Genomic DNA, 15,025 nt, shown 5'->3' with positions numbered 1-15,025 from the left:
ATCCCCTCACTTATCAAACAGTTACTTCACAAGAGTAATAAAAGATTTTAATTTTCCGGCCGCATGAACATACGCTCTCGCCGATGCTTCTAATACGTCTTGCGCAACACCAAAACCTGATACTTGATGAGTTCCTTCTTTTAATTCAACATGAACATGTGCAAGTGCATCTTGACCTTGCGTTATAGATTGTATGCGATAATCCGCTAAGTCACATTCTAATCCTAAAATTCTTTGAATTGCATTATAGATCGCTTCAATACTTCCAGAACCAGTTGCTGCATCTTCGTACATATTTCCTTCCTCATCTTTTAGTACAACCGTTGCACACTGTGTACTATTTGATACGAAATGTACTTGCAATTGAGTAATGCTATATTGCTGGGCCGCAAATGCTGCTTCACCAAGCATAAGCGCACGTAAATCTTCTTCTGTAATTTCTTTTTTACGGTCAGCCAAGTTTTTAAATGCTTCAAACACCACATCTCGTTCTTCTTTTGTAAACTCATAACCAAGTTCTTTCATTTTTTCAGTAAACGCATGGCGCCCGGAATGCTTTCCTAATACAAATAAATTTTGTGACTCTCCAATCAGTGATGGTTCAATAATTTCATACGTCGTTACTTCTTTTAATACACCGTCTTGATGAATACCTGATTCGTGAGCAAAAGCATTTGCTCCAACAATCGCCTTATTTTTCGGTACAACCATACCGGTTAACCGACTTACTAACGTACTCGTCGCTTTAATTTCTTTTAATGTCATAGAGGATTCTGCTTCATAGAAATCTTTTCTAATATGGAGAGCAACCGCGACTTCTTCTAGCGCCGCATTCCCCGCTCTTTCTCCAATTCCATTAATCGTTCCTTCTACTTGTAACGCTCCGCCTTCAACCGCAGCTAACGAATTCGCTACTGCCATCCCAAGATCATCGTGACAATGACAAGAGAAAATTGCTTTTTCATACGACGGAACGGATTCTTGTAAGTATTTAAAAAGAGAATAATATTCTTCTGGATTCGTATATCCAACTGTATCAGGAATATTGATTACATTCGCTCCTGCGCGAATCGCGACTTCTACTGCTTCCGCTAAAAATGCTCTCGATGTTCTTGTTGCATCTTCTGCTGAAAATTGAACTGTTGGAAATAGTGATTTCCCGAGCGTAACCGAGCGATGTATGCTATCTAATACATCTTCTTTTGACATACAAAGCTTATATTTCATATGAATGTCACTCGTAGCTAAAAATACGTGTAAACGAGGAGAGACAGCGCCTTTCACAGCTTCATAGGCTCTTCGAATATCACTTTCTTTCGCTCTAGCTAAACTCATAACCGTAGCATTTTGAATGGTATTTGCGATACGTTTTACCGATTGAAAATCACCTTCAGAAGCTGCTGCGAATCCAGCTTCCATTACATTAATACCAAGTCTCTCTAGTTGCCTCGCAATCTGTAATTTCTCTTGTTCATTTAAATTAACTCCTGGTGATTGTTCGCCATCACGTAGCGTCGTATCCATGAACAAAATTTGCTTCATATTATTTGACCCCTGCCTTTACTCGGGGCTGTACGAAAGGCATCATTTCACGTAATTTACGTCCAACTACTTCGATTTCATGTTCATTTTCTTTTTCATTTGTCGCATGGAAATTTGGTTTTCCTGCTTTATGCTCTGCAATCCAGCCTCTTGCAAATGTACCATCTTGAATTTCTGCTAGCACTGCACCCATCGCTTTCTTCGTATCTTCCGTTACAACGCGTGGTCCTGATACGAAGTCGCCCCACTGCGCTGTATCTGAAACTGAATATCTCATATTTTCAAGTCCGCCTTCATACATAAGGTCAACGATTAGTTTTAGTTCATGTAAACATTCAAAATATGCAACTTCCGGTTGATAACCAGCATCAACTAACGTTTCAAACCCAGCTTTTACTAGTGCAGTCACTCCGCCGCAAAGTACAGCTTGCTCTCCAAATAAATCTGTTTCTGTTTCTTCTTTAAACGTTGTTTCTAATACACCTGCTCTCGTCGCCCCAATTCCATCTGCATATGAAAGTGCCTTTTCAGTCGCAACTCCTGTTGCATCTTGATATACTGCAAATAATGCAGGAACAGCTCCCCCTTCCGCAAACGTACGACGTACTAGATGTCCTGGACCTTTCGGTGCTACTAGAAATACATCTACATTAGCTGGCGGTTTTACTTGATCAAAGTGAACATTAAATCCATGCGCGAAAACGAGAGAATTGCCGCCTTGTAAGTTTGGTGCAATTTCAGCTTCATATACTTCCGGCTGTAATTCATCAGGTAGTAGAATCATTACTACATCTGCTTTTTCTGCTGCTTCCGCTACTGTATATACAGAAAAACCGTCTTCTTTCGCCTTATCCCATGACTTCCCTTTCCTCAGTCCTACTACCACATCAAATCCGTTATCACGTAAGTTTTGCGCATGCGCATGGCCTTGCGATCCATATCCGATGATTGCTACTTTCTTTTCCTTTAATACATTTACCGTTACGTCTTTTTCATAATAAACTTTCGCCATTTTCATTTCCCCCTATTTTTTAAATAATTATTGAATTAACATAACTTGTTTATCTTGTTTTTTCATACTACGTGTAAATGCTGTTACACCTGTTCTAGCAATTTCTTTCAAACCATATGGACGAAGTAATTCAATTAACGCTTCTACTTTCTCCTGGGTACCTGTTACTTGCACCACTATGGAATCCTTCCCAACGTCTATTACAGCGGCTCGGAACGGTTCAATTAAACTATATAATTCTGCTCTTGCTACAGACGTTGCTACTTTAATAAGTGCAAGTTCTCTAGCGATCATCGCTTCTTCTGTAATATCTGATACTTTCAGTACATCGATTTGCTTATGAAGTTGTTTAATTAACTGCTCAACTTGCTGTTCATTTTCAACGTGTACAACAATCGTCATTCTCGAAATATCCGATGATTCCGTATGACCTACTGAAATACTTTCAATATTAAAATGTCTACGTGTCATAACACCTGTAATTCGATTTAACACACCGCTTTGATTTCGAACTGTCGCTGTTACAATTCTCTTCACCTTTTCTCCACTCCCTCCATTTGATGAACGCCTTTTCCTGGGGCAACCATCGGCATTACCTTTTCGGATTGAAGTACGCGGCAATCAATTACAACAGGCTCTCTTAACTCAATTGCATACTGTAATTGTTGCTTTGCAAGAAGTGGGTCTTCAATACGAACACCTTTTATGCCATAAGCATTGGCAAGCGCAACAAAATCTGGTTGGCATGAAAGTAAGGAGTGCGAATATCGCCCATTATAAAATTCCTCTTGCCATTGTCTTACCATCCCTAAAGCTTCATTATTTAAAATAAAAACTTTAACTGGTAAAGAATGCTCTTTTAACACACTAAGTTCTTGCAGGGTCATTTGAAATCCAGCATCACCGACAATTGCAATAACTAGTTCTTCAGGCTTTGCGATTTGTGCACCTATTGCTGCTGGAAATCCGAAGCCCATTGTTCCTAAGCCTCCAGAGGTTACCCATCTATCTGGGTTTTTCAGCGGATAATATTGAGCTGCCCACATTTGATGTTGCCCAACATCTGTTGTTACAATCGCTTCTCCTTTCGTAATTTCGTATAGCATATCAATTGCATATTGAGGTTTAATACGCTCTGCATGTTCTTTGTAAGAAAGAGGGTATTTTTCTTTTCTACTATTCAATAATGAGAGCCAATCATTGTGATTTACTTCCCCTTCCTTAAAGTTGAGTATAGCTTCTAATGCTTGCTTTGCACTCGCAACAATAGGGATTTCAGTCGGCACATTTTTCCCAATTTCCGCTGGATCAATATCTATATGTGCGACAATCGCCTCTTTAGCAAAATAAGCTAAATTTCCAGTAAGACGATCATCAAACCTTGCACCTATATTAATAAGTAAGTCACATTCGTATAACGCCATATTTGCGGTGTATGAACCGTGCATTCCTCCCATCCCTAGAAATAGTTCATCATCTGGCGGAAACCCACCAAGACCAAGTAATGTATGAACAACTGGAATATGATATTTGCGAGCAAAACTTGTTAATTCTTTCGATGCTTTCGCATGCAATACACCTGCTCCAGCTAAAATTAACGGTTTTTTTGAAGTCGCAATCGCTTGTAATAATTTGTTTATTTGTAGTAGATTCGGTTCGTAATTAGGCTGGTATCCTGGTAAATCCATTTGTACATCACTACATCGCTCACCTTTCTCTACTACCATATCTTTCGGAAGGTCAATTACGACTGGACCTGGTCTTCCTGTTCTAGCGATATGAAATGCTTCTTTAATAATTCGGGGTAAATCCGATGCTTTTCGTACTTGATAATTATGTTTTGTCACCGGCATCGTAAGCCCCATAATATCAGCTTCTTGGAAAGCATCACTCCCGATTAACGTTGTTGCTACTTGCCCTGTAAATACAACAAGTGGCAATGAATCAATCATCGCGTCAGCTAGACCAGTAATAACATTTGTAGCACCCGGTCCACTTGTTGCAATTACCACTCCTGGATTTCCTGTAATTCTTGCATATCCTTCAGCAGCATGAATTGCACCTTGCTCATGCCTCGTTAAAATATGCGGAATTTCACAATCATAAAGCGCATCATATAGAGGTAAAACCGCACCACCTGGATAACCAAAAATCACCTCTACTCCTTCCTTTTCTAGCGCTTCTAACAATAGCTGTGCACCAGTTGCCAGTTTCTCTTCCGTTTTTGAAGACATTTTTCTTATAAGCCCCCTTTTTTAAAACATTTATAAAATAAAAAAATCCTACGTCCACACTCCAGCTATGTGCTGAAGGGACGAAAGATTTCGCGGTACCACCCTTCTTTGCAAGATTACTCTTGCCTCAGTGACTCGGGATATGAGTCTAGCTAATAACGGAGCTACCGTCTAAGCCTAAACAAACGTTTCAGCTTAGCACTCAAGGGTGATGTTCGTCGACGTGAACCATCGGTTTCCAGCAACCACCGACTCTCTGTGAGGCTTCACAGTCAACTACTCCTCCCTATCAACGCTTTATCATGTCATAAGAGCTATTATCCAACTTTATTTTCTTCGTAAATTTTCTCTCCATCTTCTACAACTAATTTACGGAATTCTTCTAATAAACGATTCGTATGTGGCCCTGTTCTACCTAAACCAATCGTTCTTCCATCTACTGTCGTAACAGCAATTACTTCAGCAGCTGTTCCTGTTAAAAACACTTCATCAGCTACATATACATCATGCCTTGTAAATAATTCTTCTCTTACGTCATATCCAAGTTTTTCGCCGATTTCTAAAATCGCGTTTCGTGTAATACCTTCTAACGCTCCAGCAGAACTTGGTGGTGTAATTAATTTATTTCCCTTCACAATAAATACATTATCTCCAGAGCCTTCAGCTACATATCCTTGGTCATTTAACATAAGTGCTTCTTGTACTCCAGCTAATTTCGCCTCAATGCGAACTAAAATATTATTTAAGTAATTTAAAGATTTTACTTGAGGCGATAAAACATCGGGGCGATTGCGACGCGTTGCAACTGTTATAATCGGAATCCCTTTTTCATAATATTCTTGTGGAAATAAAGATAATTGCTCTGCAATTACTACTACATTTGGTTTCGTACAAGAATCGGGATCTAATCCCAAGTTCCCAGGTCCTCTTGATACAACGAGGCGGATATATCCATTAGATAGTTTGTTTTGTCGAATCGTTTCAACAACGATTTTCGTTGCTTCTTCTAACGTATATGGAATTTCTAACATGATGGATTTCGCTGATTCATATAACCGGACAAGATGCTCTCTCAAACGGAAAACATTACCGCTATATACCCTAATTCCTTCGAACACTCCATCGCCATATAAATAGCCATGATCATATACTGAAACCTTTGCTTCGTCTTTTGGAACAAATTCTCCATTTAAGAAAATCCACTGCTCGTTCACTTGAAAGCGCCCCCTATGTTCTATGAGTTTTTTATTGTTTCCTAGTCTACTCTCCTTTTCAAATAAATCAAGTGAATTTTTAGAAAATTTTTAATTTTTAATCGTACGTACATCTTTGTTTATATTGATTTAATAACATTGTTAACGTTTACAAAAAGTCAAAAAAATTTTTTCGTCAAATTCTACTAAAAAAATATTTGTTTAAAAGAAGGGTTTTCGCCAATTGATACGAATCTATTGTATTCAATAAACGGACGTCCGATTTTATAAATCCGGGAATATACAACGACTTTTGGTGAAAAAGGGGGAAAATAACAAAAATAACGCTGTCTAAAAATAACATTCATATTTTTCATTTAGTAATCATAATCCTATTTTTAAAAAACAATTTGTCAAATTGAAGGAGGAAATAACAATGGCGTGTGTACAAATTAAAGGAACGAGACAAGAGGTAGTAGAAATGCTACAACTATTTGATCTAATGGATACGAAAGGATTTTGTAAATTCAATAATTACGTTGAAGTAGAACCAAATAGTAGGAAACATAACAACTACACAGCTTCAATCGATATTCAGTCTAATAACAGCTCAGCACAAGATACATTAAATGATCAATTCGTTAGTCAAATGCTTACTGGTGTATATAACGACTAAACAAATATTCTCTTCCTACCATTTTTTCATAAATATATGCTATGGACTTGAGCATACTAGCAACTAGATGGTAGGAGGTGAAAATTATGGCTAGAATTGGTGTTGAGAACTCTTTAACAGATGTTCAACAAGCTCTTCAGCAACAAGGACATGAAGTCGTTTCACTTAACTCTGAAAATGATGCACATGGGTGTGATTGTTGCGTTGTAACCGGGCAAGATTCTAATATGATGGGCATTGCAGATACATCGATAAAAGGATCTGTAATTAAAGCACATGGTTTAACAACAGATGAAATTTGTCAGCAAGTTGAAAACCGCACTTAATCATTTTTATCACATTATTTGTGAGCTAACATGTAAAGGGAATGGAATGGTCCCACTGATTATAGTTTCAATTTATTTATAGAAAAAGGGCTCCTTTTCAAAAGGAGCCCTCTTTTTTATATTCACCTAACGGGAAAGTAACATATACTGGATGAAAGCCCTACCTCTCTCTCATCATTACGGTTCCACTGACCGCTCCTTGATTCACTAGTATACATATAAAGCTTACATATACAATTTATAGGGTTTGTTCACAAAAGTTGTTGGTAAGACTACCCGATCTTTCGCAAACTTTTCGTATTATATTCATAAGATTTATTTACTTTACACTAGCTTTAACCGAGACACGAATTAAAATTCTAACACCAATACAATAACTTGTCAACATTTTTTACAAATTAAAAACAGACATTAACGGTTTGTCTGTTTTAGAATGGAGCTTTTTCTTTTATTACATATACAACAAAACCGCTTACTAACATACATAAGCCAACTACTAAGTTTTTGATATTAATCATAAATTCCTCTCCCTTATTCCACACATCATATATATTTACAGTTCAATTATTCCGATCGTCATAAAGCGCACTTTTTCTAATATATCATAATTCCTAAAAAATGCAAGTTCACTTTTGGCGACCATTCACAAATTTATCCACAGTGCTTGGCACAGTATTTAACGCTTTTTCAATTAAATGTGTACTACTATTGAGATGCAACACTTGCACACCGTTAGAACCAACTACTAAAAAAGCAACTGGGCTAATAGAAACCCCAGCCCCGCTTCCGCCTCCGAATGGATGACTTTGCTTGTTCTCTTTATGCTGCCCTTGTCCGCCGTTATGTTTTTCGGAAATAAAATCACCTTTAAAGTCACTTCCACCAGCTCCAAAACCAAAAGCCACTTGAGATACTGTTAATACTACATTTCCGTCAGCTGTTGAAACCGGACTTCCAACAATCGTATTTACATCTACCATCTCTTTTAAATTTGTCATTGCTGTTTTCATTAAATTTTCAATTGGATGTTCCATTATGTACTACACCCTTTCCTCATTATTCTTTTTTATACTTTCCAAAATAGAGGAAGTCATACTAAGTTTTCCTATTTTGAAAAAACATTTTCCACTTTCCAATTGGATATTACTCCCTGTACATGCTCGGATAAAAAGGAAAAAGAGATACATACTACTATTGAACCTTGTTATGAAAGGAGTCCTTACTTTGACTGAGAAATTTGATGAATATAAAAAAAGAGATCGAATAGATAGTGATTATAAAGAAGAATACGCAGCTGAAGTTGCACCACAGCGTATCGATTATGATGATAAAGATAACGATGATGTAAGATCGTCTGCAGCTGGATCGACTGCTGGTTTCATTGCTCTTGCCTTAGCAATATTATCATTATTCACATTCCCAACACTATTTGGTCTTGTGTCTGTTCTACTTGGTATTTACGCTTATAATCGCGGGGCTACTGTAACTGGCGGTACCGCTGCCATTGTGGGTGGTATCGCTGCACTCATTGCGATTTTATTCCGAGTGGCGCTTATTGGTTTATTGTTCTCTCTTTTTTAAAAAGAAAAAGGTATCTCGCTTTATGCGGGATACCTTATCCTGTAAATACATCTTCTGATGGATATTTAATTTTTTGTTTTGCTGGTCGTGCCAAAGAGAACACAAGTGTTAACGGTCCGATTAATCCACAAAACATAACAAACATAATAATACATTTTCCAAACGCCGATAGCTTCGCAGTAATCCCCATTGTTAACCCTACTGTACCAAACGCTGAAATTGTCTCAAATAATAACTGAATAAAACTGAAGTCTTCTGTAAGCATTAATACAAATACCGCTGTAAAAATAAGTATTTGACTAGCAACGACAATTGCTAACGCTCTCGTTACTGTCGACATTTTAATCGTACGCTGAAATAAAACAAAATCCTCTTTCTTTCTAAAGAAAGAAAGAACTGATGTAATTAAAATAACGAATGTCGTTAACTTAATTCCACCGCCTGTCGATACACTTCCCGCACCAATAAACATTAATACCATTGTAAATAGTATCGATGACTCTTCCATCCCCCCATAATCTACCGTGTTAAAACCAGCTGTACGAGGTGTAATTCCTTGGAAGAACGAAGCCCATAATTTTTCATTTAAAGATAAGTGCCCCAAAGTCTTCACATTATTATATTCCAATACAAAAATCACAATCATCGCAATAACATTAAGTGCTATCGTTCCAACAATCATGATTTTGGAGTGCAGTGATAATTTTCGGAAACTACGGCTATACCATATATCAATTAATACCGTAAATCCTAACCCTCCTATTACAATTAAAGAACAAATCCCAATATTAATAATAGGATCTCCTACGTATCTTGTTAAATTATCTGGCCAAAGCGCAAAGCCGGCATTATTATATGACGCAATAACGTGAAAAATACTATAGTATAAACCTTTTCCAAAACCAAACTCTGGAATAAAGCGAATCGATAAAAAGATAACTCCAATTAGCTCAATACAAATAGAAAAAATAAAAACACGTTTTACTAATTTCACAAGACCACCAATATTTGTTTGATTAAATGCTTCTCCAATTAATAATCGGTGGCGTAAACCAATTTTTTTCCCTAATACCCAAACAATTAAAATGGCTATCGTCATAAGACCGAGACCACCCGTTTGAATTAAAAACATAATAACAATTTCACCAAACATCGTAAACGTACTCGCAGTATCTACAACACCTAAACCGGTTACAGTCGCTGCCGACGTAGCTGTAAAGAAAGCATCTACCCAACTAATATGTACTTTCGTTGCAAACGGTAACTTTAATAACAACCCTCCGACCACAATTAAACAAAAAAAGCCTAATGCTAAAATTTGTGGTGGATTCAATCGTATAAAACGATTATACAACCCTTGTTTTTTTGCTACTTCCATATCACTAACTCCCTTTATCAAGTGAAGCTTTTATCCCCTCATAAATAAAGACTCTTTAAGAGCCTACAAGTAGCGGGATAAACCTTATATTCTCATAATATAGTTGAGCATAATCCTTTTTTTCATAGATTTCAACTTTTATTTATATTCAGACTCCTATCGTTTTACAAAAGAATATTTTCTATTATATCTCCACTTATACTATAACTCTTACAACAACTATTTTATCCCTTTTCAAATTCCCATATCTTTCACTCCAAGTTCACACGAGGGTCACATCTACCTTTTATAGTATATGTATCGGAGCTGTTCCTCCCTAATTTATAAGACATTCCCCAGTGTCTTGAACAGCTTTCCATCCCTAATTAAATTGTCCCCTTCCTTGACCATCCTATATGTGATGGTCTTATTTTTTTTATTCTTTCTATCTTTTATTTGAAACTCCCTCTCTCTTTCACTCCATGTTCACACGAGGATCACATCCACCTTTTATAGTATATGTATCGAAGCTGTTCCTCCCTAATTTATAAGACATTCCCCAGTGTCTTTGAATAGCTTCCATCCCTAATTAAATTGACATAAATTGTCCCCTTCCCTTGACCATCCTATATGTGATGGTCTTATTTTTTTATTCTTTCTATCTTTTATTTGAAACTCCCTCTCTCTTTCACTCCATGTTCACACGAGGATCACATCTACCTTTTATAGTATACGTATCGGAGCTGTTCCTCCCTAATTTATAAGACATTCCCCAGTGTCTTGAACAGCTTTCCATCCCTAATTAAATTGACATAAATTGTCCCCTTCCTTTGACCATCCTATATGTGATGGTCTTATTTTTTTATTCTCTCTTTCTTCTTACTTAAAACTCCCTCTCTCTTTCACTCTATGTTCACATCTATCTTTTATAGTATATGTATCGAAGCTGTTCCTCCCTAATTTATAAGACATTCCCCAGTGTCTTTGAATAGCTTCCATCCCTAATTAAATTGATATAAATTGTCCCCTTCCCTAGGCCATCATGTGATGGTCTATTTTTTTTCCAAATACATAAATGTATTCTTTCCACATATTTCAGCAAAGCTGGACTATATACATTGAAACAGACAGTTTTATACTAAATATTCAGAAAATATTGTCAAATTAGGTATTTTTTCGGTATAATTAATTTAGAAAGCAATTTTACAAAAACAAAGGGGGGGTTTTTATTGAAACAAACAAAGGCAATCTTAATTGCATTATTTCTCGGTCTAGTTGTCGGACTCACTTTAAATTTAGCTGCTCCATCAATTTTTGAGCCATTGAATCAATATGCGTTCAATCCACTTGGTCAACTGTTTATTCGACTTATTAAAATGCTAGTTGTTCCTGTTGTGTTCATTTCTATCGTACTTGGGGCTGCTGGTCTTGGAGATCCGAAACAACTTGGAAGAATTGGTTTAAAATCAATTTCATTCTTTCTCGTAACAACAGCTGTCGCTATCTCTATTGCAGTTACATTTGCACTTATCATAAAACCAGGAGCTGGCGGTAACTTTAAAACAGATGGGCTTAAGTATGAAGGTGCAAAAACTGAAACATCTTTCGTTGATACATTGCTGAATATTGTGCCAGATAATCCAGCAAAAGCGATGGCTGATGGGAACATGCTACAAATTATTGCCTTTGCCGCATTGATCGGACTCGGTTTAGCTGTTTTAGGAAAACGAGTTCAAGGTGTCCATTCATTACTTGAACAGGGCAACGAATTAATGATGTATCTTGTTAATCTCGTCATGAAATTAGCTCCAATCGGAACATTCGGGTTGCTCGCTTCGTCCGTTGGTAAAATGGGTCTTGCAGGCGTCGCTGCGATGTTCAAGTATATGATTGTCGTTATGTTGGTACTCATTATTCACGGTGTCTTCGTATACGGCGGCTTATTAAAGGTACTAGCCAAAGAAAGTATTATTCGTTTCTTTAAACATTTCGGTCCGGTAATGGCAATTGGGTTTAGTACATCTAGCTCTAATGCGTCCCTTCCATTTGCCATGAAAACCGCCCAAGAAAAACTTGGAGTTCCAAAAGCGATAAGCTCTTTTGTACAACCACTAGGTGCAACGATTAATATGGATGGTACTGCTATTATGCAAGGGGTAGCAACTGTATTTATCGCTCAAGTATACGGCGTTGAACTTACATTACCACAATTAGCTATGGTCGTATTAACTGCTGTACTAGCTAGTATCGGTACTGCAGGTGTACCAGGTGTTGGACTAGTAATGCTTACGATGGTTTTAAATCAAGTAAATCTACCAGTAGAAGGCATTGCTTTAATTATCGGTATTGACCGCATTCTAGATATGTCTAGAACTGCTGTAAATATTTCCGGTGATGCAATTTGTGCAATGATTGTTGCAAAATCAGAAGAAAAATATAATACGGATCAATCTGCAGCATCTTAAATCAAAAAAGGAGTGAATCATTTCACTCCTTTTTTGATTTACTTCCTTTTTTCGAACGATATTCTTTTCCTTTATTATCATTTCCCGTTTCAAATTCAGTACTAAACTCCTGCTGGAATTGCCCTGATTTTGGTGAACCTTGATTTCCACTTCCTTGACTACCATTACGATTCGTCATATTTCTCCCTCCTTCCTTTATTAGTAGTATGGCGCTCTATCTTTTTTCATACACATTTTATTTTTTATCATCTATTACACACAGAAGAAGACCTTCCATATATGAGGAAGGTCTTCTTTTTAATTAGGTAAGCGTTTTCTTATTTGTAATTATTTAAATAAGTTTTTTAGAAATAGATATCATTATATCCATTTCATCTTCTGAAAGTGCGGAAAATCTTTCTTGTAAATATTTCTTTTTCTCACCTTCCATTTTCGCAACTAACTCTTTCCCTTGTTCTGTAATCTCTAAATATACAACTCGGCGATCTGATGTAGAACGTGAACGAGTTACAAAGCCTTTATTAATTAATTTTTCTGTAACAGCTGTAATATGACTATTCGACACATTTAACTCATTAGCTACACGTGAGACCATTTCTTTATTCGTACGGTTCAATATTCTAAGGACAATGAACTCATTCCACGGTATGTAACCACCAAATATTTTTCCAATATCATTACGCAACGTGCGAAACATTGCAAAAACATTTGTCGATAGTTCTTCCATTAATTGTTCTCGATTTTGAGACAACTTTGACAGCCCCTTTTATTTAATTTAGTTAAATAAAAACCTTATTAATAATTTTACACGAAATCTTACTTTTTGTCACCTTATTTCCCCATAATTCGTAGTTTTTTAATAGATATTTCATGGTACAATGAAATTGATTTTCCAGAAAAAGGAGTTGGGGCAATGAGTGAAGAAGACAAACTTTCTAATCTCAGTCTAAAAGATAAGACTATTATTATTAGTGTTGTTATTCTTATTCTCATTATATTCTTTGCATTTATATTTTTTGTATATGTAGGAATCTTTCATATTACAGGTATAGAATATTCATCAAGAACAGCTCTACTACTCTTTTTTTTACTCATTCTTTTATTAGACGGTATTACATATTTTATATTCATTTTCTTTAAAGTGCTCCTACATCCAATGATGACAAGTATGCCCAATTGGCTCTCAATTGCTCTGCTCTCTATAATTGAAATTACGTTAGATTGGTTTGTCATACATACCGCCGATGACTGGATAGAGAGTGTACAAATGCCCAACATAGCTGAATTATGTGTCACACTATTCCTTTACACACTAAATAAATTATTTAGTGATAAGAAAGAGTAAGAATACAAGCTTTTCTATATAAAAATTGGTACAATAAAAATAAATCATACTAAAGAGGTGTTACTTATGAACTTACTACAATGGGCTGATAAAGGCATGTCCTTTGATACATATGTGAATGAAATGAAAGTAAACCAATACGAGCTACTACACATTTACAATAACTTTTTAATTCCAAATGAATTACTTCCAGTTTTAGAAGAACGTCAAAATGATGGCTGGCGCGTTATCGTATTAACAGCTGACTGGTGCGGCGACGCTCTTTTATGTGTACCTGTTATGAAACGAATTTCTGAAGTTGCAAATATTGATATGCGTTTATTAATTCGCGATGAAAACTTAGAGTTAATGGATCAATACTTAACAAACGGAACAGCACGTGCGATTCCAATCTTTATTTTCATTGATAAAGACGGAAATGAACAAGCCGTCTTTGGACCACGCGCTCCAAAAGTACAAGAATTAGTAACTTCAATGCGCGCTACATTACCTGAAAAAGAAGATCCAACATTCGAAGAGAAACAAAAAGAAATGTATGCTAATTTTCGTGCTACATTAGCTGATGATACTTCTCTTTGGGAACATGTAATGGAAAGCATGATTGAGAAAGTAGTAAAATAAAAAACCTGCCGATTTCGGCAGGTTTTTTATTTTACTAAATTATAATCCTTTTTTCTGAGAATATACAGCATCTACGCACGCTGCTAAACGTTCCATTTCACCCATGTATATTCCACGTGTCATCCACCCAGTCAACTTGTACATAATCTTATATAAAAAATTCTTCGGTTCAAATTCTACGATTAAAGTAAGAGATGTACCTCCTTCATCCTCTTCTAACATATAAGTTGCAGCTGTATAACCTTGCTTCATCTCACATCCAACTGAAACGATATACGGTTCATCATACTCTAAAATTTCCGCCTCAAATTCATATATTTTCTTCCCCATCTTTTGCACAGATATATATTTGTCACCTTCACGAGGGTTTTCAACATCTATATTTGAAGGATACCTATTTTCTACCATAAAGGTACTCCATTCTAGTATTTTCTCGTCATTGTGTACATAATCAAATACAACATCAATTGGTGCTGGAATTACTATTTCTATTGCAAAACTCACTAAATTGCTCCTCTCAAATACCCTATCGATTTCCTTAAAATTATTATAACGAAATCATTATGGCATATTTCACATGGTGAAATACAAGTAATTGAAGGTAAAAGTTTCATTTTTCTCTCTCTATAAAAAAATACCCTACAGAGTAGACTTTTTTTTCAAGTGTCTATTC

At 36.3% G+C, this 15,025-nt stretch carries 17 protein-coding genes and 1 other annotated feature; of the genes, 6 read left to right on the top strand and 11 right to left on the bottom strand.

The window, feature by feature from the left end:
* Positions 1-21: 21 nt before the first annotated feature.
* The 5 genes from leuA to ilvE form a co-directional block, all read right to left on the bottom strand.
* Positions 22-1,542 carry a 2-isopropylmalate synthase gene (gene leuA / locus NSQ08_RS05705; protein WP_002064438.1) on the bottom strand — a complete coding sequence of 507 codons (1,521 nt, stop codon included), beginning with the start codon at positions 1,540-1,542 and terminating at the stop codon, positions 22-24.
* A 1-nt stretch (position 1,543) separates the two neighbouring features.
* Positions 1,544-2,560 carry a ketol-acid reductoisomerase gene (gene ilvC, locus NSQ08_RS05700; protein WP_003188179.1) on the bottom strand — a complete coding sequence of 339 codons (1,017 nt, stop codon included), beginning with the start codon at positions 2,558-2,560 and terminating at the stop codon, positions 1,544-1,546.
* A gap of 21 nt (positions 2,561-2,581) precedes the next feature.
* Positions 2,582-3,091 (bottom strand): acetolactate synthase small subunit, encoded by a 510-nt coding sequence (gene ilvN / locus NSQ08_RS05695; RefSeq protein WP_000822948.1) that lies wholly within the window; start codon positions 3,089-3,091, stop codon positions 2,582-2,584.
* Positions 3,088-4,788, bottom strand: coding sequence for an acetolactate synthase large subunit (gene ilvB / locus NSQ08_RS05690; RefSeq protein ID WP_078175624.1), 1,701 nt, complete (start codon positions 4,786-4,788; stop codon positions 3,088-3,090). The genes ilvN and ilvB overlap by 4 nt, the downstream gene beginning before the upstream one ends.
* A 73-nt stretch (positions 4,789-4,861) precedes the next feature.
* Positions 4,862-5,090 (bottom strand) — a binding site (T-box leader).
* 15 nt (positions 5,091-5,105) lie between these two features.
* Entirely contained in the window at positions 5,106-6,002 is an 897-nt protein-coding gene (ilvE, locus tag NSQ08_RS05685; protein WP_002011723.1) for a branched-chain-amino-acid transaminase, read from the bottom strand.
* Positions 6,003-6,417: 415 nt separating this feature from the next.
* Here ilvE and NSQ08_RS05680 point away from each other — a divergent pair, with 415 nt between their 5' ends.
* Both NSQ08_RS05680 and NSQ08_RS05675 read left to right on the top strand, forming a co-directional pair.
* Positions 6,418-6,657, top strand: a complete 240-nt coding sequence (locus NSQ08_RS05680) for a DUF3911 family protein (protein ID WP_002140966.1) — start codon at positions 6,418-6,420, stop codon at positions 6,655-6,657.
* 86 nt (positions 6,658-6,743) lie between these two features.
* Positions 6,744-6,983 (top strand): YkuS family protein, encoded by a 240-nt coding sequence (locus NSQ08_RS05675; RefSeq protein ID WP_002011725.1) that lies wholly within the window; start codon positions 6,744-6,746, stop codon positions 6,981-6,983.
* Between the two features lie 428 nt (positions 6,984-7,411).
* Here NSQ08_RS05675 and NSQ08_RS05670 read toward each other — a convergent pair whose 3' ends face one another.
* Complete coding sequence (locus tag NSQ08_RS05670; RefSeq protein WP_000608225.1) at positions 7,412-7,501, bottom strand: hypothetical protein; 90 nt, start codon at positions 7,499-7,501, stop codon at positions 7,412-7,414.
* Positions 7,502-7,609: 108 nt separating this feature from the next.
* Positions 7,610-8,017, bottom strand: coding sequence for a GerW family sporulation protein (gene ytfJ / locus NSQ08_RS05665; protein WP_002030645.1), 408 nt, complete (start codon positions 8,015-8,017; stop codon positions 7,610-7,612).
* Between the two features lie 172 nt (positions 8,018-8,189).
* Between ytfJ and NSQ08_RS05660 the strand changes: the two genes are divergently transcribed.
* Complete coding sequence (locus NSQ08_RS05660) at positions 8,190-8,564, top strand: hypothetical protein (protein ID WP_002011728.1); 375 nt, start codon at positions 8,190-8,192, stop codon at positions 8,562-8,564.
* A gap of 34 nt (positions 8,565-8,598) precedes the next feature.
* On the opposite strand, the gene NSQ08_RS05655 is transcribed toward NSQ08_RS05660, so the two are convergent.
* Positions 8,599-9,942 (bottom strand): TrkH family potassium uptake protein, encoded by a 1,344-nt coding sequence (locus NSQ08_RS05655; protein ID WP_002140965.1) that lies wholly within the window; start codon positions 9,940-9,942, stop codon positions 8,599-8,601.
* Positions 9,943-11,150: 1,208 nt separating this feature from the next.
* On the opposite strand from NSQ08_RS05655, the gene NSQ08_RS05650 reads away from it, so the two are divergent.
* Positions 11,151-12,386, top strand: a complete 1,236-nt coding sequence (locus NSQ08_RS05650) for a dicarboxylate/amino acid:cation symporter (RefSeq protein ID WP_002030637.1) — start codon at positions 11,151-11,153, stop codon at positions 12,384-12,386.
* Between the two features lie 22 nt (positions 12,387-12,408).
* Here NSQ08_RS05650 and NSQ08_RS05645 read toward each other — a convergent pair whose 3' ends face one another.
* Both NSQ08_RS05645 and NSQ08_RS05640 read right to left on the bottom strand, forming a co-directional pair.
* Positions 12,409-12,564, bottom strand: a complete 156-nt coding sequence (locus NSQ08_RS05645) for a hypothetical protein (protein ID WP_002011733.1) — start codon at positions 12,562-12,564, stop codon at positions 12,409-12,411.
* Between the two features lie 153 nt (positions 12,565-12,717).
* Positions 12,718-13,137, bottom strand: coding sequence for a MarR family winged helix-turn-helix transcriptional regulator (locus tag NSQ08_RS05640; RefSeq protein ID WP_002064429.1), 420 nt, complete (start codon positions 13,135-13,137; stop codon positions 12,718-12,720).
* Between the two features lie 162 nt (positions 13,138-13,299).
* On the opposite strand from NSQ08_RS05640, the gene NSQ08_RS05635 reads away from it, so the two are divergent.
* Both NSQ08_RS05635 and NSQ08_RS05630 read left to right on the top strand, forming a co-directional pair.
* Positions 13,300-13,731, top strand: coding sequence for a regulatory YrvL family protein (locus NSQ08_RS05635; RefSeq protein WP_002126264.1), 432 nt, complete (start codon positions 13,300-13,302; stop codon positions 13,729-13,731).
* A 33-nt stretch (positions 13,732-13,764) separates the two neighbouring features.
* On the top strand, positions 13,765-14,352 hold the full coding sequence (locus tag NSQ08_RS05630; protein ID WP_078175613.1) for a thioredoxin family protein: 588 nt from the start codon (positions 13,765-13,767) through the stop codon (positions 14,350-14,352).
* A 39-nt stretch (positions 14,353-14,391) separates the two neighbouring features.
* Here the strand turns inward: NSQ08_RS05630 and NSQ08_RS05625 are convergent, their stop codons facing one another.
* Positions 14,392-14,856, bottom strand: coding sequence for an SRPBCC family protein (locus NSQ08_RS05625; RefSeq protein ID WP_012260608.1), 465 nt, complete (start codon positions 14,854-14,856; stop codon positions 14,392-14,394).
* Between the last annotated feature and the right edge of the window lie 169 nt (positions 14,857-15,025).

Source organism: Bacillus sp. FSL E2-8887 (genome assembly GCF_038007205.1).
In the GTDB taxonomy this organism is placed as follows: Bacteria; Bacillota; Bacilli; order Bacillales; family Bacillaceae_G; genus Bacillus_A; species Bacillus_A mycoides.
Note: the sequence above shows the minus strand (reverse complement) of the source record. Positions and strands in the feature narration are given on the sequence as shown.